We start from the raw sequence: 20,252 nt of genomic DNA, 5'->3' as shown, positions 1-20,252 counted from the left end.
CTCGTCCTGAAGGCTCCGGATTATCTGCGTAGCGGTCATTGGGATAGCCATGCGTGTTCCCCTCCCGGGCATAGAAAAAGCCCCGACGCTTCGGGGCGGAAAGTCTGTGTGTGGCGCATGTTTACTCTTCGGCTTCCCATCTCACCGACACTTCGCTCCACGCGGACGCCGTTGTCGAGAAGAGGAAGAGAGTGAATCCGGTCTTCGTCGCGTTGATCGGACGGGCGTGCCACTGTGCAGTTTCACCCGCGCCGGAGTGGATCCACACAGACACGAAAGGGTCCGTCGCAAACGGCGTCGGGAACGTGATGTCCCGCGTAAACGAGGTGCGCGACGAGAATGACACCAGAGTGGAGCCACGCTGCTTGTGCGGAACAAGCCGCACCCAAGCCGTTCCGTTCCAGTACTCGTAGCGCCGCGAGTCGTTTAGCCACGTCAGCATTCCCGGAACAGGCGCGCTGCTCCCGCTCAATGCCGCAGCACGCGCGTTAGCGGTGGCGAAATGAAGGACGACATGCTTTACAGCCTCGTCCAGCATGTCCTTCATGGCCAATTCGATATTCGGAGTGTCGGACAGGACTGGCCGCGGGATCTGCTGGCCGTACCTATCTACATCGGGCATATTCCAGCTCTCCCATTCCTACGAAGCAAGCTTTCCGACGACTATCCAATTGCCATCCGCGTTCCGGTCCACCTTGACGACATCGCCGACCGTCGGAGAGGAATACGAGAGCAGCCGGCGCACGCTTTCCACGGGTCCGCGGGCAGTGGTTATGTCGACGGTCCCGTCCCCGTACACAGCCGTCACGGTGGCCAGCATCCACGCGGGCGCGCGCTGCTCAACGGCCCGATCAACGGCGCGGATCATGGCGTCTACCAGCGGAGATGTGCGCTTCACGTCAAGTCCTCCTTGCCTCCGCGCAGGGAGATGGAGAAGTCGCCGTCAGCCGTCAACGGGATCGTCAGCGACTGCACGAGGAACAATTCCTTTCGCCCGGCGTGAGCCACCCTGATTACGTCTCCACCCTCAAGAGCGGGATTAGGCGCGGCATCAATCGAAGTCTGAATGTTCGGCGCGACGGCGTCGAAAAGGGCGGCGTTAGCGGCTGCTTGGCAGGCGGCAGTAGTAGTCCACAGCCCTGACGAAATGTGCTTGGTCACTTTACCGAAAGGACCACCCCAGCGGGTCGGGCTTATCGGGTTGGTGTCACGCGCAAATGCGCTGACCGGCGGCGTGTTGCCAGAGGTGTTTTCTCCGCTCGCAACAACGCTGTTGTAGACCGCTGTTCTCGACATCGTGCGCGCCGACGCCATCAGCGTTCCTCCCTCGCCCTCCGCGATGTCCCATACGGCAGCGCTTGAGAGGACGTTGGGCATATCCGTGATAACGAAACGCCCCAGAGCGTCTACGTAGACTTCGGCCTGCATGGCGGTGGCGACCTGAACAACTGCGTCCCAGCGATTCGCCCCCGCGTCCCACGCGACAACGGCACATGCCGGATTCCGAGCGCCGGCCGTCAGATTGACGACCACGGCGCCCGGTAGCGTTTGATGGATGAGCCATTCGATAGCCGCTACGCACGTGCCGACGCCTTTTGTCGACGTCGGCACGTCGAATACGTCGTCGATAACGGCGCATTCCATGGACTGCCCGGAAATCGTCACGGGGCCGTAAAGCGTGTCGCCCGACGGTTCGTTGATGCGGAACGTCCCGAGCGGGATCATTTCGACGGCACCGCTGGTAAACCGAATTCCGCGTGACACCACGAGCTGCTGACCGTAGACCGCGAGGGGGTCTGCCGCGTCCCACGGGAGAAGCGACGGATCCGCCACGGTCAGGGAGAGCGTCCGCCGCGCCTTGCTCCCACGGTCCACGATGACGGATCCGTCCGCGATGGGAAGATCCGTCATCGTCACGGCCCCGGCGTAATGGGCGTCCACGCGAGACACCATCGTGTGCGACTGCGTGAGCGCCTGGCCGAATGCGGCAGTGAACGGGTACATCAGGACACCCCCGAGTAGACGCCGAGCCAGGTCTCCGTGGACTGCAGGGCAGCCAGCCAGTCGGCGTGCTCGTCAATGACCGTCTGCCAGGTGCGCGTAGCCGAGCCGGCAATACCGCCGATAGGTCGGTCCACCTCCGTCAGAGGTAGCGACCATGTCCGGTCGCCGTGCTCGGCGTAGGCGACGATGTGCGCCTCCGTCACGTCGCCTACCTGCACGTAGATGTCACGTTCGCCCCAGAAGGGAGGCCACTGGAGTAGCAAGGTGGCCCCCGTTTCGAGCACCCACCACAGCTGGTCGGCGTCGGCCGCCGTCTCCGTGACGAGCGTCAGGGTGCCAGTGCGGCTGGTGCGGACGTCGGCGATGACGATCGGGCGGGCGCGTCCGCGGATCGGGTTGACACCCTGGCGTGCGCTGCGCGACCAGTCGGGCAGTGTTGCGACTACGGCCGTCGTCTGCCGAGCTGGCTGCCCCGGATCCTTAATGACGACCATGGTCGGGTCAGGTTCGGGGATGACGATCGAGTCGGACGTGAAGGCAGCGTAGGCCGAGCCCGTCCAGAGCTTCAGGTAGTACCGGATCCGCACGCCTAGCGGCGCCTCGAAATCGTGCGCGATGTCGATGTCGCCGGTGATCTCCGACTGTGTCAGGTCACCATGTGGGCCGCGGACCGGCGTCAGTGCGCCGTCCGGGCCCATCCTCCACAGGCCCCAGTAGGTGTATCCGCCCGTGGTGAGGCCCTGGACACTGATGGCGGCGCCGTATACGCCGTCGATCGGGTCGGGGATGGCCGCGATACCGCCGACGGCTACGAGGACCTCGTCCACATAGAAGACGTCGCCTGCAGCGGGCGCCAGGAAGCGCATGCCCACCGTGAGGAGGGCCGCCCCAGCCGGCGCAACGCCACTCCCGCGGGGCAGATACCAGCCGCCCTGCGCCGCCATCGACCAGCGGTAGAACGTCGACGTGATCAGGGTGCCGTCAGCGGCCTTCCAGGTGAACAGCATGTCTACGATGACGGGAGCCTCCGCCTGCGCGTGGTAGACGTGCGGGACCACTTGGTACGCCTGACGTGGCGCGACGGGTAGATCCTGCGCCAGCGTGATGACGGCGTCCTGGCCGCCCGTGGCAGTCACCGCGAGCGACGCGACACCCTCATACGCGAGTGCCGTCGAGCGGTCGACGGCGCATCCACTTTCCGCCGTCCACGCCGAGACGCCTGCCTCCATGCTCTGCGCGGCGTAGCCGATCATCGAGCCGGGGAGTACGGGTGTAGGGCGTAGGGCGATCTGATCCGCCGTCCACACCTGCCCCGAGGCGGTGGCCACGGCCTCCAGGACCACACGAGCATGAGTGGCTTCCGCGGGTGCCGTGTCGATGACGACGCAGCGCGTCCACGTCGAGGCTGCCAGCCCCGTCCAGGGGTGGGAGCTCGTGGTCAGGACGGCCCCGGAGGAGTCCAGCCAGCGCACCTGTGCCCGCAGTTCCGTTCCGCCGGCGGGCGGGTAGATCCACGCGGATGCGTAGTACTCCTCCCCCGCCGTCACGGGCACGGCCGCCACGGTGCCCGCGCGCATGGCGCCGGCTGCCGTGGCAGTCATCGTCAGCGACCACCAGCCCTCGTAGGAGCGTGTGCTCGTGCGGGAGACGCCGCAGTTCCATATCGGCTGCCATCCGGACGCGTCGACCTCGCAGCCCTGCACGTTGTAGCTGAGGAGGCTGCCCTCCAGCAGTGCGGGCGGGCCCAACGCCACGGCGTCGACGGACACCGCGGACCCAGCGGACATGCCAGTCACCGTGACGGTCACAGTGGCGGTCGCAGCAGTCGCCGGCGCCGTGGCGAGGAGGATAGGCGGAGGTGTCAGCCACCCCGTGGACGGGACGGTGACGGCTTGACTCGTCGTCGACCCGATAAGGGGGCCGGCGAGTCCTGCGCCGTACCACGTCACGGTCACCGTGGCCGTGCGGCCGGTCGCTGCGGACGCATTGGCGACGTAGGCGTAGCAGAGGTACGGGGCGCCGGCCGTCACAGCGACACGACCTGACGTGGTCGCCCGGACGGTACCCGCGGCCGATGCCGTGAGCTGCAAAGACGCCACGCCAGCGTAGGCGCGGGCGGTCGTCCGAGCGACGGACGTGTTCGTACCGGGCGCCCACCCGGACGCGTCCGTCTCCATGCTGCTGACATTGGCCGACAGCAGGTTCGTTGCGACGCTCATGAGCGGCCCCCGAGCGTTGGCTCACCCCGTGAGGGGCGCGCCTCTGGTCTCGGGGGCGCCTCCACGGCGGGAGCCTCGTAGACCGGGGCCTCCCCGCCCTGCTCGGGGACGGGAGGCAGGGTCTCGTCAGTCATCAGAGGAATACCCTTCCGGTCTCGATGGCGGATGCTGCTGCTGTGTCGTGTAGCTCGATGCGGGTGTCGACGATGTCGGTGATCTCGCGGTCCCCGACGTACACGTGCACGTCCGCGGTGAGGGTGGTCGTGCCTCGTCCGTCCACGTCGGACAAACGCCCCGCCTCTCGGGTCATGGCCATGGAGTCGGTGTGGCTGTAGACCTGCGCCGGGTGGAGCCACCGCACGAGCTCCGGGCCGTGCTCGCCGACCCACGAGAGCTCACCGACTTGCGGGAACCCGCCGCCCGCGTAGCCACCAGGGCGGTTGTACGCGAGCGGGAGAGAGCCGTAGCGGGACATCGCGTAGTTCATCGACGCGAAGATGTTCGCCAGCGGGTTCGTGCTGACGCCGTGCAGGAACGGACCCAATTTCTTGAGCCGGCCCGCATGCGCCTCGAACGTCGGCTTGATGACCTGCATGAGACCGACCGACGGCGTGCCCTTCTTAGCGTTGATGTCCCAGAGGTTGACGGCCTTGGGGTTGCCGCCTGACTCCTGATTCATTCGCCGGAGTGTGAGGTCCGCGTACGACGAGGGATTGCCCGTCATGCTGAGCGCCTGACGCACCGTGCCCCGCCAGCGCTCAACGCCCTTGCCTCCGCTGCCGCCCCCGGCAGAGAGGTACGTCATCGGGTCGACCGGGTTGCCGTTGCGCCGCGCCTCAAGGTGGAGGTGCGGGCCCGTGACGTTGCCGGTGGCGCCGACGCGGCCGATCTGCTGGCCTTGCTGAACCGCCTTGCCAGCCTCCGTCACGGTGGCAGACATATGCGCGTACAGGGAGGCCAGGCCCTTGCCGTGGTTGATCAGAGCGTGGATGCCATACGGCCCCGAACTGCGGGTGTACGCAACACGTCCGTCAGCTACGGCCTTGATGGGAGTACCCGTCGCAGCGGGGAAGTCCAGGCCGGTGTGTCGGCCCGACGCCCACATCTTCCCCGCCTTGCCGTACGGAGTTCCGTACGGAGCGGCTACGGGATTGATCCACGCGCCACCACCAGCGCCACCGCCGAAGCCGAAGAAGTCGAGCGCCTTCGCCTTCAGGTCCGTAAGCGTGCGGCCCGGGATCTCGCCGACAGAACGCGCCCACTTGTTGGTCATGAGCGGCTTGAGCTGGCTCTTTACGTATACCTTCGCAGCGTCGAACACGGCGCCCGGGTCCAGGACGTCGGCGGCACCGGAAACGAAGTTCCCGACTGCCTCCGCCTTACCGGCCGCCCAGTTGCCGACTGCCTTGGCCTTGTCTTCGAACCACCCGACGATTCCGCCGCCGGCGTAGCCCTGGAACGGACTGAGGCTTTCGCCACGCATGGCGGCTCTGTTGACGGCGTGAAGGCGGGCACGCTCGTAGGGATTGCGCATCGCCTCGGAGACATACACGCCTTCGCCACGTCGCATGGGGACTAGCTGATCGTCCCCGTCCCTCCAAGAGGACTGGCCGGGGAGAATTCCACCACGCGCCCAGCCCTTCAATTTCATGGTCTTGAGCGTGTCCGCGCCGGTAATTTCAGCGACCTTGTTCCACAGCGGGACAATTCCCTGGTTGTAGACATGATCGATGATGAATCGGACGGGCTTCTTCGCGATGCGCTCGACTTCATTCCACGCCTTGCCGATCGCGTTCTTTCCGGACTCGAAAGACTTACTGACGAGCCCCACGGCGGCGCGGATCTGATCAAACGCAGGCTTGATGGCCTTGTCGTACAGCCAACCGGCCTTGTCGCCTATGAAGCCGAAGACCGGACGGAGCACCTTATCCCAGAGCCATTTGGCCGCTGCGCCCAGGACGTCGAACTTCTTCTTCGCCTCGGTGAAGGCTGGCTTGATGGCCTTGTCGTACAGCCAGATCGCCGCGTCGCCCATGAACTTGAACACGGGCTTCAGTACGACGTTCCAGAGCCACAAGGCTACGTTTCCGATGAACCGGAAAGCCGGGCCGATTGCCTTTTCCCACAGCCAAAGCGCGATAGCGCCTAGCAACTTGAACGCTAGATAGGCGGGCAGGAGGAGAAGCGTGATCAGCGCCGTGACCAGGAACTTCGCCGCCATCCCGATAAAATTGAAGGCTGGCCGTATTGCGGCGTCCCACAGCCACAGGGCGATGTCGCCAGCTGCCTTCAGGCCCTTCCAGATGGCCAGGAGGACAGGCTTGAGGATCGTCGCCCAAAGCCAGGACATGCCCTTGCCGATAGCGGCGACGGTGGTGTCAACTGCGGTGCGGAACCATCCCCAGTTTTTGTAGGCGTAAACCAGACCAGCGACCAGGAGCGCGACTATCAGGACAATGGCCCGGATGACCGGCACGATTCCTGTTGCGTTGATGGCTGCCGCCCACCCGGACGTGACCAGAATGGCGCCGGCTACGGCAATCTCGTACAGCGCCATTGCCGCGCCAAAGGCAGCCATACCGAGAGCGATTGCCTTCGTCGCGAAGTACATCCCCCACAGGAGCTGGATGAGCCCGGGGAAGTTCTTCGAGAGCCATGAGACAGCCTCGAACACGGGCGTCAGGACGCTGAAGAGAGTCTTCGAGAGCGGCGCCAGTGCCTTGGTGACGTCGAAGACGGCCCGGAATATGTCGCCAATGAAGGCGGCCAAACCAGGAGACGTGTCCTTGACATACTCTAGGAACCGCTCGAACTGGGGGCTACCCTTAAGGCTCGTCCCCCACTTCGCAAACCGAGCCGTGATGCGGTCGGACCGGGCGACGATCCCGTCCATATGCGGGAAAAAAGCATTGATGACTCCCGCCATCCCCTTGATGACGTTGCCGAAAGAAACGCCAAACCCGACGACAGCAGGTTCAGCGCTTTCCCGGAGGCCCTTCTTAAAGTCGACCCAGAAGGGGTTCTTAAGCTGCGCCGACGCCTTGTCCATTAGCGTCTGAATTGCCGACGAGGAGGATACGACAAGCGGCGTCAGGCCGGGGAGAGCGCGCTTAGCCGCGTGTACGCCTCGCGTGAATATCGGGAGTGTGTGCGGCTGTAGGCTCTTCTGCCAGTCGGAGAAAGCCTCCGTGAGTCCACGGGGGCCCGCTATGGAATTGAAAAGTTCACGCTGCGCGGGCGTCAGTTTGGCCAGCGCGTCGCGGTATTGGTCTGCCTTCGTCACAGCAGTCGCTGACGCGGCGGCGCCCGACATGCGGGCCGCTGCTACGCCGCGCTCGGCGGAGGCGACTGAGTCGGCCGCGGACACCTGAGCGTCGGCCACGGCCTGCACGGCGTCGGCTACGCGTCGCTGCGCGTCGACCATGTCCTGAGCGGCCTTCGCCTGGACCCGCGCGGCGTCGCGCTGAGCGTCGGCTACAGCCTCCGTCCGGTCGACCACTTCGCGCTGGGCGTCGGCCAGGCGCTCGGAAGCGGTCTTGACTTGCTCGCTGCCGGCCACGCCTGCCTTGCGCTGGGCGGCGGCCGACTTCTGAAGTTCGGCGTAGTCCTGCGCCTGTTCCTTCGCAGCCTGCTTGGCTCGGTCCAGGTCGAGGAGGGCCCGCTCACGGTCCAGCTCCGACGCCTTGGAACCCTTCTTCGTGACCTCCGCAAGCCGCTCCTGTGCCTCACGGACGCGAAGGGTGGCGTCGCGCTGGTCTAGTGCGCCTTGCGCGAGCCTGTCGTTCAGCTCCAGGAGCTGACGAGCGGCGTCAGCGCGGGCACGGGTGAGATCTTCTTCCGCACCCCGGGCCGCACGCTTGGCGTCGACGAGGGATTCCTCCGCCCGCTCCACGGCCTCCGCTGCCTGGCGCCGCTGCTCGGCTGCACGCTGCGCAACTTGGGCGACGGCTCGTTCGGCGTCCTCCACCTGTCGATTCGCCTGCGCGATCTGACGGGCCGCGGTGCGGTGAGCCGCGGAGAGAGCCTGCTGAGCGCCGGCCATCTGAAGGGCACGCTGCGCTGACTGCACGCCTGCGCGCTCGCTGCGGGCAGCCGCTTTCGCTGCGTCCTCGTCAGCGGCCGTCTTCGCCTGCAGGGCCTTCGTGACGCCCTTGATGGCGCCGACTGCCGCGATGCCGAGCGCGCCGACACCGGCGCCGGCTGCCGTCACCATCGCGAGGATGGAGCCGACGCCAGCCGCCAGGACGGGGCCCAGCGGGATAGCTGTCAGGACGGCCATTTGGATGCCGAGATGCATCAGTGCGCTGGTGGCCTGCGACGTGTCGGCCAGTGCCTTGATGCGGAAGATCTTTGTGTCGTCCGCCATGGCCTGCAGCGCGGCAAGCTGAGCCGCCGCGCGGCCGGCATCCACACGTACGTCAATGTCGTTGCGCTGGATACTCAGGATTGCCAGTCGCTCCTGGATCCGGTTAATCTGCGCGAGCGCCTCGCGCGAGTCGACGTCGATGCCAATACGCTGATCAGCCAACGCCGCGAGCTGTGCGCGCAGCTCCTGTACCTCCGCGCGGGCCGGCGACGTATCCGCGTCGACGTTGATCTCCGGAATGGAAGCCTGCGCAGCCTCGATGACCGTGCGCATCCGGGCGCCGAAAGAGCCATCCACCTCCAGGCGCACGGTCCTGCGGTCACCCACGGCATCGATCTCAGCGCGGAACTGCGCGAGTGCCGCCCGCGCCGTCGCTGTGTCCGCCCGCACTGCAACGTTTGGGTGCTGCGCTCCGAGTTCCCGGAGTTGCTCCTCCAGCCGCTCGACCTCCGCGGCAGCGGCCTCCGCGCTGACATCGATGCCGATGCGCTTGTTGGAGAGTGCTTCGAGCTTCGCGCGGATGCGGGAGAGCTCGGCGTCAACGCCAGTGTCACCGAGCCGGACGTCCAGCCGGGGCATAGCGCGGAACGCTGCTTCCAGCTTCGTCCGCAGCGAGCGCGCGAACGCGCCGCCCGTGTCGGCCCCCTGCCGGGTGGCAGCGACGCGAGCCGTACGGCCGCCCTGGTTGATGGCGTTCGGGATGGCGGTGACGATGCGGCGGGCCATAGCGTCGCCGATGGCGTCACCCAGGTCGTTCCCGATGCGCTGCCCCTGTCCGGCGAGCGATGCGCGCAGGGTGTCCCCCATGCGCTCGCCCATTCGCCGGCCAGCCTCCGCGCCCACCTCGTCGGCGATTGGAAGGACCGCTTGACGAAGCTTGCGGTGGAAATTGGGGACGATCGGCACGACGTCAACGGCTGCACCACCGACGATGTCCAGGTCCGCCATTACGCCTCCTTCGGCTGGTTTCTCAGCCGCGGGTCAATGGCGCGGCGCTGCTCGTCGCTGAGCCGCTTACGGCCGCCGGACGTCGGGGTGATGCCAGGTCGTGGAGTCGGCACGAACTTCGGCGGCTTTCCGCCGGCTGCCGCAATGGTGACGATCGTGTTTATCCGCATCTCGTCCCGCATAGCGGCGACGAGCATTTCAAGAGTGCTCCACGGAGCCTTTTCGGGGTGGCTCTCCCCCTGAGAGGATGCAAGCTGCTCGGGAGGGATCGAGTTCCGGATAGCTGTCTTCGTCGCCGACTCCGGCGGAAGATGGTCGATCAGTATCCGGAGTCGCCGGATAGACAGGCGTCCGCGGTACCAATCCAAGAGGTCGATACCGCGGAATGCGAGATCCGCCTCTAGCGCTTCCGCGTGCTCCGTCGCGACGTGGAACGTCCGCCAGACTTTCCCGGGGTCTCTCCGACGGCTTCCATGGCGGCCGACGTGAAGTCGTTGATCTCCGCGAAAGTGGCGTCCAGGTCCACGAACGTCTGAACGTCGTCCTCGTGCAGTACGCCGGCTGCCCAGGTGTCGTAGTCGCCCTGGCGGAGGGCTCGCAGGTAGGACGGGCGCCACTGGTCGACGCTCTTGATGCGCAGGTCAGTTCCGCAGAGCGACGCGACGCCGAAGCCCTCCAGGGCCTCCGTCTCCTGCGCCTCAGCGGGGGTAATCTCAGTCATGCGCGCGGGTCTCCTAAAGTCAGTGAATGGCTGCGCGGGTCGGTCGTGCGGGAGGAAAGCGGAGCCCCGGACCCGCGCGGTACAGGGCTCCGCTGGTCATTACGGAGTCGGGAAGAATCCGCTCACGTCCACACCGCCGTAATCGATGGAGCGCGTAACGGCGGGCAGGGTGAGGCCCTTGTAGAAAGTGAAGGTCATCTGAACTGCCCACACGTCGGTGGTCTGCGGCTGCTCCTCCCCGCGGGCCGTGACCTTCCCGTTCGGCATGTAGTACCGATTCCGCTTGTCGCCGTCGATCGTGTCGTAGAGGAACGCGTAGCGGAGATCGTTTGGCTTGTCCGGGAGGCCGTACGTCACGGCGCCCGACGTCGGCTCAAGCGAAGAAACCGGCACGTTGTCGTACAGGGCTCGCACCAGAGGGTTAATAGCCTCCTGGAACGTGACCTGCATCGTCTTCGTGGAGCGGGTCATCAGGGTGCGAATCGGCTCCAGCGAGCCGGCCGCCTGGACGTCCGTGGACTCGTCCTCAATGGAGAAAGTGCCGCCGTCCGTGGTCACCCATCCCATGCACTGCCATGCGGTGCTGGGGTCGGCGAATCCGGTCGGGCTGGCAGTGTTCAGGGGCGCGACGTAAACGAGATAGTCACTCGCACCAAAGGTCAGATCGGCATTGCGGGTATCCGCCATGAGCCCTCCAGGGCATGCGAAAGACCCGAATGCCGCCGGCATCGGGTCGGAGAATGAGGGATTTACGCGGCCCGGAGGCTCACGGTGTAGGTCGCGCCACGTCGATGAACGCCCGGGTTGCTCCAGGGCTGACGCGAAGGGCCGGCGTCGCAGCGGACACCGCGCACCACGGCGCCGCCCACCGGGCCGCGGAGGAAGACGAGGGCGTCGCAAATGTTGTTGGCGAGCGTCCGCGCCTCGTCCGCCGTGGCGGCGAACACGTCCACGGCTACCCGCGGATGCGCGGCGAACCGGTCGTCAGCACCCCCCATCCGCTCCACGCGGACGACAGGGAGCCGGTCCTCCAGGTCGGCCGGCACAACGGAGGCAGTGAACGCGCCGAACGTTGACTCAATCCACGGCGCGATGACGGCTTCCACGTCAGCCACGGTGAGCCGCCTTCAGTGCGTCGACCGCCTTCTGAAGCGGCGCATACCGCGGGACGCGTCCGTCGCCGTGCTCCACGCGCCAGGCGTGCGGGGCGCGGTTCATCACGCGGGCGCTGGCACGCTGCCGGGGCCGGCCACGGAACGGCACGTCCTTGAAGATCGGCACCGTGACGAAGCTTGCCTTGTAGAGCCCCGGGTGCGCGTCCTCCGTCGGATCACCGACCGGGGCCGCAGCCTGTGCCAGGGCCTGAATCTCCGCAGCCTTGGCCACACACGGGGCCTGCAGCCATGGCCGGCTGAGCATCGTGCCGATGCCGGAGTATCGGCCGGTGTACTTGGATCTGTACTGCGCCATCAGCCGGTCACCTCCTCCACGGCTGCCTCAGTGCGGGCAAGGGATGTGTGCGCTAGGTCGAGTGGAGCGCCGATTACCTGGTAGCGCCGGCCACCGTGGAGGACCCGGTCCGCCGGGCGGATGTCCGTACCGAGGGGCACGCTCAGGATCCGGCGCGTGGTCACGGTCATCCGGGCGTCGACCTCCTCCGACGAGGAGCCGACCGTCACGCCGTAGGCGCTCAGCACCGTGGCGCCACCCACCGTGATATGCACGGGCGGGCCTGGAACGACGCTTCCCGTTGAGTCGCGGACCGGCGGCCCGTCGCGCTCGATGACGACGCTGTCGTCATGTAGGGCGTCGATCAGGTTCACGTCGGCCGCCACACGGTGGGGTGCGGGGCCACGTCCGCTGGTGCAATGTCCAACATCGAGGCACCACCGGACAGCCCTACGGCCCGCCGGAGCCGGCGCCGCTCGTCGTCTGACAGGACTACGCCAGTCTGCGTGTCCGCGTAGGTGACGAGCATGCCGCCCGCCTGCTCCGACCGGACACCCTGTGGGTTTGCCAGTACCCGAGCTGCGACCGCAACGGCGACGCTCTTGACGCCAGGCGGCATGGGGTCCGTCAGCCGGTCCCCCACCTCCCCGCGGATGGCGTCCTCTGTCAGCTCATGCGCCAGGTCATACTGCGCGTCAGTCAGCCGGGGCAGGAGGACGCGAAGCTCCGCCGCGCTGAACAGCGCCATCGTCACCCCGCCTTTCGACGGGGCGCCGCACGCTTGGCCGGCGACTTCGAGGGGGTGGAATCAGGCTCCGCGAGTCGACTCACGGAGGCCGGCGGCACCGCCCACGCCTTCGGGTTGGTGATCTGCGACGCGGCCCACGCTGGGACCTCGTCAGCGGGGGTGAGTACGTGGCTCACTCCCTTGTCGTCCGTGACGTGGACGACCGTCGCTAGCTTGGCCATGCGCGAGCTCCTTACGTGTCTAATCAGGCGGACAGGACGTCAGCGACGAAGGTCAGGTCCGGGGCCGCAAGGACCGGAAGCGCAATAGCGGTCGCGCGGGTCCACACGGTCTGCGGGTCCTCGCTCTTGTAGCCGCCCACCGCCACACCAGCGGCGTCGCCCTGGAGCCCGTAGCGCGGGTCAGTGGCCTCCACCGGCACACCCCACAGGGTCTTACCGGCCGCGTCGCCCTGCGCCGGCAGGAAGCAAATCTTGTCCTCGGGGGTCACTCGCGTGGCTACGCCAGCCACGGAGACCTTCGCGTCATAGATGACGACGGGCGGAATGTCGAAATCGCCGAGAATGTTGTTTAGGTCATCGCGCGTCAGCACGGTCGGGGACGTCGAGGCGCCACGGTATGCGAGCTCCCTGACCTGCTTGTTGCGCCGCAGGAGGTTGTACGCCTTGCGAGACATCAGCGTCGCGGCGGGGAGGTCGCCGTTCGTGTCATTGTAGACGTCAAGCCACGACATGAAGTAGTCGTAGGCCAGCGACGTTTCGGTGTTGTTCCATGCGATGGCGGCCGTGACGGAGTGCTCAGCCTTGCGGCCGAAGTCGACACCGGCAGAGACGCCGTTCTCGTTGATCGTGACGGCGCCGTTGAACAGGGCGTCACCACGCGCGAGCTCGATGCGGGCCGCGATGGCGTTGACAAGCTTGACGCTGTCCGCCTCCATCGCGTCACGAATCTCCGCACCCTGAGAGTCGACGTTACGAAGCTTGATCTGCTCGTACTCGCCCACAGGCATCTTGCGGCTGATCGGAGGAAGTTCGCCGGTCACCCGTGCGGCACCGGAGCGCGTCCCGATGTCCGACTCAGCGTCGAAGGCCCGGAAGACGGCCGCCTCCACGAGGCCGCCGCCCCCCTTGTTGAAGCGATAGACAAGATCGTTGATCGTGTCGTTCGGGAGCCATCGGTTGAGGGAGAAAGTGTTCTCTTCCCGATCCCGCAGCGCTTCGCGGGCGTAGCCCGTGAGCTCCGCCGGAGTCGCGTACTCAGTGATGAGCTGCATGTATCAGGGCCTCTCAGACGAAGACGACGCGGGCGCCAAGGTCGGCCTTGCCAGCGGAGTCAATGGCGACGGGGAGCTTCGCCTCACGGATGAAGCAGTGCAGGAGCATCGAGCCAACGGCCTTCGTCGACGTGACGCCCCGGGCGTTGACGTCCTGCGCGGTGAACAGGAAGCCCACGCAGACCTCACGGCCATCGGTGGCCGCGTTGTCGTACGGCCCGTAGAGCCCGGTCGCAGTCACCTTGCCGAGCGGGATGCCCGACTTGATGAATCCGCCCGGGTAGTGCGTGCCGCTCGTGAACTTGGTGACGTCCAGCGTTACGGACACAGGGGCGTCGGTGCCGTGGGCGGACCCCAGCCAATCCCGACGGTCCTGCGTGAAGCTCTCAGTCTTGAGGCTGAGGTCCATACGGATTCCCTCCGTAGAAGTGGGTGGTTACTTGCCGTGCTTCTGGCGGTAGCGCTCAGCGCCGGCCGTCACGGTCGTGGTCGGCTTGACGTCGTTCCCGCGGGGACCGCCGACACGGGGAGGGGGCGTTGGAGTGCCGCCCTGGACAACACCGAACGCCGTCAGCAGCGCCTCGGCGTCCGCCTCCAGCTCCTCCTTGGTGGAGCCGCGGAGCCGCTCAGCCTGTGCGGGCGTCAGGCCCTTGTCGGCCGCAACCCGGATGCGGAGAGTCTCCGCGCGGGCCTCGTCGCGCTCACGCTCGGCGGCCTGGCGCGCGGCCTCCGCCGCATCCTTCTCCGCCTGGATTCGCTGTGCGTCGGTCATCTCGGCGGCCTTGCGGGTCGCGAGCTCTGCCTCAGCGGCGCGCAGGCGCTCCAGCTCCGCGGCGTCGGGGGCCGACTTGGCAGCGGCCTCGTGCTTGCGCGCGTGGTGCTTCCAGTAGGCGACCTGATGTTCCGGCGTCATGTCGGCCGTCGGAGTGTTGTCCGGATAGCCGTGCTCGTTGACCTGCGGAGTCTGCGGGGCCGGAGGAGTGACCGGCTCGGGAGGCGTGCTCATGGTGTTCCCCTGTCGGGAGTCGTCAGCCCATGGCGGGCGTCAGGTCGGAAGGTTGATGTCGTCGGGGCCGGTGAACCGCTGGCCCCGGAAGCCCAAGACGGGCCCAATCTCGCCGTGCTCGTTGGCGATGATGATCTTTCGGTAGTCGACCGCTCGTCCTCCGCGGTCCGCCTGTCCGATGGCCTCTTCTACGAGCTCGTGAATGCGCTCTAGGCGCTCCTCGTCGATGATCTGGCCTGGGTCGTAGTCGGCGCGGACCGTTTTCACGAGGCAGTCGCAGCCGGGATGGATCGGCGCCAACTCGCGCTTGTGGTAGCGCTGTGTTGAAGCGATCATGCAAAGCGCACAGTCGTACTCGCCCTGGAGCTCACGGACGGTGTACTCCACGCCCGGCTGCTCTGCGGTGACCTCTCGGACCGTGTGCGTGCGAGCGAGCTGCAAGTCCGTCTTGGTGATCGTCTCCAGCCGCCTTGCACCGCGGACGACGGCAGCGTCCAGCGACTCGCCGGCCGCGAGTGCGGTACGCATCTCCACGAAGGGGCGGCTGTAGACCTCCGCCGGCTCCACGCCCCGCAGGGCGCGGCCGGTCACGTCGTCCAGGTCGAGGCGGACGCGCGACGGCTCGTCGGCGATCTCGCGGTAGAGCGTCTCCAGGTACGTGGCCGTCAGGCTGGCCACCTGGCGCTGTCCCGCAAGAATCACCGGCAGGGTCGTGCGCTGGAAGCGGCGGGCGTCGGCGTCGCGCCAGGACCCTAGCTCGCGCCACGCCCGGTCAGTGCGCCCCAGGACTGACGTCCAGACGCCGCGGACGGCCCGCCCGTACTGCCGGTCAAGCCGCGTCAGGGACACTGCCACGTCCGATCACGGGTCGCGGGTCGCGCTGCTGGCGAGCCTCGCGGGCGCCCTGAAGAGACGTCGGCTCCACCGGCGTCGCGTTAAGTGCGTCGGCCGCACGGTCGATCTCCATACGGTCGATCTCCTGCGGCGTGTAGCCCATATCCTCCATGCGCTGCCGCCACGGAACGCCGGCCGCCTGCTTCTTCACGGCGGCATCCGCGAGTTCTGCCAAGCTGCGGGACTCCGGGTCGCGCCAAAGGGTTTCGGCGCTGTAGGCGTTGGCACGCGCCTCGTCGCCCAGCACGCGGAACGCAAGCCGCATCGTCTGTTCCCAGCTCTCGCCAAAGGCCCGCTGACGGTCCCGGACCTTCGAAACGAGGCCGGTTTCCGCGGCTTTCAGTGCGTCGCCACTGACGTTGACGACCTGGCCAAGGAGGTAGTGCGGAGGCGTGCGGCTGATGGCCGCGAGATCCTGGACAGCAGATTCGACGGCGCGGACGTACGGCACGAGGTCTGTCGCCGAGAATTCCCCAAACTTCACTTCGGGGTCCGCCGTGGTCCACAGCCTCCGAATATCGAGCTGGAACGGCTGAATCGGCTTACCCGTGATCGGATCCTCGTCAACTTCCAGGCCGGCGGCCCAGCGCTGCCGGAAAGCTCCGTAGCGCATGGCCGCTATGAGGTAGATCAGCGAAAGGTTGATCCGGTTCTGGTTGCTCAGAACGTCCTCATGCTCAGCGAAGCCGGCTGGACGTCGCGACCGACGGTTGATGAACGGAACCAGCGGTACAACGCCCAGGTCGTTGGGCTCGCGACCGTCACGGGCGTTCGGTAGTGCCATCGCGTCCCACGACCCCGGACGGAATCCGCGGCCGGTGAAGACGGGGTATTCGCTCCGCGTTGTGAAGTGATGTGTCTCCGTCGGGGTCCAGAGCGTCGCGCGCGTGTTTCCCGTCCAGTCGTCGCGCCACAACTTCAGACCGGCAGCGAGCTTGCGTCGACTGCCCTGGACGTGCTCTACGGCCACCTGACGCGGTGTCTCGTGCGTGAGCACAGGACGCCCGTCCTCGCCGCGCTCGACGAGCACAAATGCGCGGCGCTGCGACAGTGCGCCGTAGTGGATGAGGTCCGAGTCCGCGTCCATCTGGTTTTCCTGCCAGATGCGGTTGGCGGCGTCATCCGCCGTCTTCGCGGACCTCTCCTTGTCCTCACCGTCGACACCGAATCGGAACCCGTCCACGCCCATGCGCTCGACGGGAGAGTCAATAACCAGGGACGTCCAGTTCGTCCGCGCGTCTTTCATCCACTCCGCGACTTCCCGCGGGTCGATTCCTGGCACGGTCGGCAGTGGGGGACGGCCTTCGGCGTAGGCTCTCAGCGTGTCAAGACCTGGCGTTACCTCTCCGTCGCTGCCGCGGGAATCCTCACGCTCGTCAAGGAGTTGCTTCCCCAGTCGCTGGAGCCACCAGCCAGGGGACTCCACCTGTGACGCATCAATAGGCACGGGGCCCCCTTCCTAGAAAGCGACGAGACGAGAAGAGCGCTTCTTGCGCTTGGTAATGCCGGCAGCGACGGCGTCGGCCCGGCATTCGTAGGCGAGGACGGCCGACATTGCGGCGTCGATCTTCTTTGGAGACTTCGCGTGCTCCTTACCGATGCCCATGTGGTTGCGGCCCATCGGCCGACGACGTGCGTTCTTCACGTGACGAGACAGCGTGGCGCCCAGACGGAGGAAGTGGCTCGCCTCGTCGGGGTCCAGCGACTCCGCGTGGCTCAAACCCTTGTCCTCTACGGCCTCCATGAAGCGATCTAGCGCGCTCTCCATGGCCGTCGGGCGATTCGTCCACCACTCCAGCGGGCGAGCCTGCGTGGCGCGCACCTGGAGCCGGTCGCCGAAGTCCGCGGTCCACCGGTCGACGTAGTCTTGCCAGTGCGGGGGGTCGGCGTAGAAGCCGCAGACGTCGAAGCGCTCGAAGGCGCGGGCAACAGCGGCGTCGACGGACTCGCGGTCGACCTGCCAGCCGTCGCCCTCCGGGCCCTCCGGCTTCTCCCAGACGCCGAGGAGCATCAGGTGGCCGTCGGAAACACGACAGGCTGTGAGCGCCGTCGCGTCGTCGCGGATGGATCCGTCAAAGCCGAGCGTGACGAGTTCGCCTTCCGCTATCTCTTCCGCGCGTCGACAAAGGGCCCATGCATCGGGGTCCATCCACGCGTCAGAGGCGACGGTCCGGGAGTTCAAGAAGTAACGTCGGCCGTCGGAGCTGTCGTTTCGCGTGTCATAGAAATCATCGACAAGCGACTCCAGATCCATCCACTCCATAGCGTCGCCGTAGGCGTCGATAAGAGCGGCGCGGAGCTGAGTCTCGTCCTTCAGGTTGACGCACTCGCCCCAGCGGTGGTCGTAGAGGAGGCGGGACCGGCCACGCTTTTTGCGACCCTCACGAATCGCTTCCGCTTCCTCGTAGGTCTTCTCCGCCATGCTGTCTTGTCCGGGCGCGAACATGGTGGTGGTTTCGAGGTACCACGGCTCCGCGAGCTTCTTCCGCTTGCGTAGATTTCGGGTCACCGTCGCGTACATGCGCCGAAGCTCGGGTGTGTTATACAGGTGTGTTTCATCGAAAACGACGAAGGTCTCTTTCTTGCCGTCCTTCGACGCGCTTGACGCCGTGGTCGGGGTGATCTCTCCGCCGTCGGGAAGGTTGATCCTGGTAAGTCCCGGGTCGATCCCCGGAACGTGGCTTAGCAAGCCCTCAGTCAGATTGAAGTGGATGGTGTCGAAGACATTCCCGGTCTGGCCTTCCTCGGTGGCCATACACCGGATGTACGGGACGGACACCGGCCGTCCCATCGGCTCTCCGGTCGCGTATACGTACTCGAACCCCAACCCCCACGGGTCGCAGTAGACCTCTCCGCCCGCTGCCCAACCATCGAATCGAGCGGGTCCAAGCGCCTCAAAGAGCGCCAAGCGGGCACCGAGACCAGATTTGTCACAGCCCTTGGGGCGGGAGAAGAACGCGCTATCGTACAGCCGTCGCCCGTCCTCGCTTCCGCCTGAGCTGTCCAGTCCGTAACAGTCGACGACAAATCCTGTGTACTCGTCTCCGTGGCGTACCGGCATTCCCTGAACGTCACCAGGGCCGTGTACGACGAAAAACTCCATCCATGCAACCGATAGCCACCCGATGGAGGCGTTACGGTCATGACCGGGGGCCCGCACGATTGCGTGCGGCACGCGATCTCCTAACCGGTCAGGCGAGCGCGACGGGAATTTATGTCCGTCACTCCGTCGGGGCGCTGTACGGGCGCCTGGCGGGCGTTCGTGGGGTCGTCGACCTTGAGCTTCAGCCGGGCCCTGTCCTCCGGCGTAGCGCCGAATTTGGCCACTCTAAGCCGTACCTCCGAGGCGAATTCCCATCGACCCTTGGCCCACATCGTGTGATGCATCAGGGCAGTGTCGATGAGGAACGTCCAGTCGGATCCCAGGAATGTCTGCGCCTGCGGAGAGGCGCGCCATTCGTCCCACATAAGCCTAGTCATAGGGTGCCAGTCGACGGGGTCTCCGTCGTCGTCGACACCTAGCACGCCCTCCGGGAGCTCCGGGCCGCGGAGTTCGTCGTCAGGGACGATGACCGTCTCCGGCTCGCTGGTGTTGCGCCGGCGGCGCTTGGACGGGTCCTTGGGGGCGGGTCCGCGGCCAGCCACTAGACCACCTCCAGGGTTGCCGTGGTGGTCAGCACGTACCGCGCACCCGTCGCTTCCTTCATATGCTCAAAGAGGTCAGCGTTCGCGGGGTCGGTGAAGTCGAAGTCCAGAGGCTCGACCTCGTCGAGCACGAACAGGAACGGCGCGGGATCATCGGGCGTCGCAGGCAGGTGCATCACTTGAAGACGAGCCATGAGGTACCTCCCGGGTAAGGAACGGTCGACGCCGTCCCCTGTCGGGAGCTAGCGAGCCGTCAGCTTGGAAACCACCGCGGAGAGGTCCGCGAGGATGGACGGGGAGGAGCCATGTCGGCGCCCCGTCATTGCGATGTACCGGCCCGTGCCGTAGACCTCCACGGCCGTGCCGTCGGGGCGTCGAATGCGCCGTCCCTGTCGGACGTCGGCGCGGCCCCAGACATGCAGTCCGTCTCCGGACGGGGACACCTCTACGTAGGTGGCGCCCGCGTCGCGGAGGATGGCTGCGGCCCACGGAGCCAGACGGCCCGTGAGCGGGTTCAAGCAGTGGTCCAGGTCCAGACAGACAATGTCGTCTTCGTCGGAGAGGACGAAGCCCAGACCGACGCCGGCCGTCGAAGCGGTGGCGTCCTTGTACGTGCTCCAGGTCCGCGGGTCCGTCGATGAAGCCGCCATGCCGGCGGTCGTCAGCGGGCGCTTGTCCGCGGCGCGTCGGACCCACCTGTCGCGGGTCGTCAGCTCCGTTGGAATCACGTTCTTCTTCGCCGCGCGGTGCGCTGCCATGCGGCAGCGCGTAGAACAGAACCGCGCGCGGTGCGAGTGTCGCGCCCCCAGCCTGTTGGGGCACCACTCGCAAGTGGGTGTGTTCATGGGGTCCAGTCTAGCGCGGCCGGTTACGGTAATCCATAGTCTGACCTGCGGAAACGCAAGCTACTGTGAGACTGAGTCGCCTTGCGCCCGACTCCCGTTTCCGGGGCCGGATCAGCCCAGCGGGCCGGCGGTCG

General features: G+C 66.5%; 22 protein-coding genes. All 22 read right to left on the bottom strand.

Features of this window, described 5'->3' with window-relative positions:
• Positions 1-121: 121 nt before the first annotated feature.
• The gene (locus LPA54_RS02575; protein ID WP_228973406.1) at positions 122-547 is read right to left on the bottom strand and encodes an H-type lectin domain-containing protein; all 426 of its coding nucleotides are present in this window, start codon (positions 545-547) and stop codon (positions 122-124) included.
• Between the two features lie 93 nt (positions 548-640).
• Positions 641-898: a hypothetical protein gene (locus LPA54_RS02570; protein ID WP_228973405.1), complete on the bottom strand. Its 258-nt coding sequence runs from the start codon at positions 896-898 to the stop codon at positions 641-643.
• On the bottom strand, positions 895-2,004 hold the full coding sequence (locus LPA54_RS02565) for a DUF5047 domain-containing protein (protein WP_228973404.1): 1,110 nt from the start codon (positions 2,002-2,004) through the stop codon (positions 895-897). Before LPA54_RS02565 ends, LPA54_RS02570 begins: the two co-directional genes overlap by 4 nt.
• Positions 2,004-4,223, bottom strand: coding sequence for a hypothetical protein (locus LPA54_RS02560; protein ID WP_228973403.1), 2,220 nt, complete (start codon positions 4,221-4,223; stop codon positions 2,004-2,006). The genes LPA54_RS02565 and LPA54_RS02560 overlap by 1 nt, the downstream gene beginning before the upstream one ends.
• Before the next feature lie 133 nt (positions 4,224-4,356).
• Complete coding sequence (locus LPA54_RS02555; RefSeq protein ID WP_228973402.1) at positions 4,357-9,537, bottom strand: peptidoglycan DD-metalloendopeptidase family protein; 5,181 nt, start codon at positions 9,535-9,537, stop codon at positions 4,357-4,359.
• Positions 9,537-9,734 (bottom strand): hypothetical protein, encoded by a 198-nt coding sequence (locus LPA54_RS02550; RefSeq protein ID WP_228973401.1) that lies wholly within the window; start codon positions 9,732-9,734, stop codon positions 9,537-9,539. The genes LPA54_RS02555 and LPA54_RS02550 overlap by 1 nt, the downstream gene beginning before the upstream one ends.
• A gap of 203 nt (positions 9,735-9,937) precedes the next feature.
• On the bottom strand, positions 9,938-10,258 hold the full coding sequence (locus LPA54_RS02545) for a hypothetical protein (protein WP_228973400.1): 321 nt from the start codon (positions 10,256-10,258) through the stop codon (positions 9,938-9,940).
• 99 nt (positions 10,259-10,357) lie between these two features.
• Positions 10,358-10,945, bottom strand: coding sequence for a phage tail protein (locus LPA54_RS02540; RefSeq protein WP_228973399.1), 588 nt, complete (start codon positions 10,943-10,945; stop codon positions 10,358-10,360).
• A gap of 62 nt (positions 10,946-11,007) precedes the next feature.
• A complete protein-coding gene (locus LPA54_RS02535) occupies positions 11,008-11,364 on the bottom strand; it encodes a hypothetical protein (protein ID WP_228973398.1) in 357 nt (118 codons plus the stop codon).
• A gap of 1 nt (position 11,365) precedes the next feature.
• Entirely contained in the window at positions 11,366-11,728 is a 363-nt protein-coding gene (locus LPA54_RS02530) for a hypothetical protein (RefSeq protein ID WP_228973397.1), read from the bottom strand.
• On the bottom strand, positions 11,728-12,081 hold the full coding sequence (locus tag LPA54_RS02525; protein WP_228973396.1) for a hypothetical protein: 354 nt from the start codon (positions 12,079-12,081) through the stop codon (positions 11,728-11,730). The genes LPA54_RS02530 and LPA54_RS02525 overlap by 1 nt, the downstream gene beginning before the upstream one ends.
• On the bottom strand, positions 12,078-12,455 hold the full coding sequence (locus LPA54_RS02520) for a hypothetical protein (protein WP_228973395.1): 378 nt from the start codon (positions 12,453-12,455) through the stop codon (positions 12,078-12,080). Before LPA54_RS02520 ends, LPA54_RS02525 begins: the two co-directional genes overlap by 4 nt.
• 2 nt (positions 12,456-12,457) lie before the next feature.
• Positions 12,458-12,676, bottom strand: coding sequence for a hypothetical protein (locus LPA54_RS02515; RefSeq protein ID WP_228973394.1), 219 nt, complete (start codon positions 12,674-12,676; stop codon positions 12,458-12,460).
• Positions 12,677-12,699: 23 nt separating this feature from the next.
• Positions 12,700-13,728: a major capsid protein gene (locus LPA54_RS02510; protein ID WP_228973393.1), complete on the bottom strand. Its 1,029-nt coding sequence runs from the start codon at positions 13,726-13,728 to the stop codon at positions 12,700-12,702.
• Positions 13,729-13,741: 13 nt separating this feature from the next.
• Positions 13,742-14,137 (bottom strand): head decoration protein, encoded by a 396-nt coding sequence (locus LPA54_RS02505; protein ID WP_228973392.1) that lies wholly within the window; start codon positions 14,135-14,137, stop codon positions 13,742-13,744.
• 27 nt (positions 14,138-14,164) lie between these two features.
• Positions 14,165-14,734, bottom strand: a complete 570-nt coding sequence (locus LPA54_RS02500) for a hypothetical protein (protein ID WP_228973391.1) — start codon at positions 14,732-14,734, stop codon at positions 14,165-14,167.
• Between the two features lie 39 nt (positions 14,735-14,773).
• A complete protein-coding gene (locus LPA54_RS02495; RefSeq protein WP_228973390.1) occupies positions 14,774-15,412 on the bottom strand; it encodes a hypothetical protein in 639 nt (212 codons plus the stop codon).
• A 151-nt stretch (positions 15,413-15,563) separates the two neighbouring features.
• Complete coding sequence (locus LPA54_RS02490; protein ID WP_228973389.1) at positions 15,564-16,910, bottom strand: phage portal protein; 1,347 nt, start codon at positions 16,908-16,910, stop codon at positions 15,564-15,566.
• 177 nt (positions 16,911-17,087) lie between these two features.
• A complete protein-coding gene (locus tag LPA54_RS02485) occupies positions 17,088-18,731 on the bottom strand; it encodes a terminase large subunit (protein WP_228973388.1) in 1,644 nt (547 codons plus the stop codon).
• Positions 18,732-18,811: 80 nt separating this feature from the next.
• Positions 18,812-19,273, bottom strand: a complete 462-nt coding sequence (locus tag LPA54_RS02480; protein WP_228973387.1) for a hypothetical protein — start codon at positions 19,271-19,273, stop codon at positions 18,812-18,814.
• On the bottom strand, positions 19,273-19,467 hold the full coding sequence (locus LPA54_RS02475; protein ID WP_228973386.1) for a hypothetical protein: 195 nt from the start codon (positions 19,465-19,467) through the stop codon (positions 19,273-19,275). The genes LPA54_RS02480 and LPA54_RS02475 overlap by 1 nt, the downstream gene beginning before the upstream one ends.
• A gap of 48 nt (positions 19,468-19,515) precedes the next feature.
• A complete protein-coding gene (locus LPA54_RS02470) occupies positions 19,516-20,031 on the bottom strand; it encodes a bifunctional DNA primase/polymerase (RefSeq protein WP_228973385.1) in 516 nt (171 codons plus the stop codon).
• Between the last annotated feature and the right edge of the window lie 221 nt (positions 20,032-20,252).

It is taken from the genome of Streptomyces sp. DH12, from assembly GCF_020873895.1.
In the GTDB taxonomy this organism is placed as follows: Bacteria; Actinomycetota; Actinomycetes; order Streptomycetales; family Streptomycetaceae; genus Streptomyces.
Note: the sequence above shows the minus strand (reverse complement) of the source record. Positions and strands in the feature narration are given on the sequence as shown.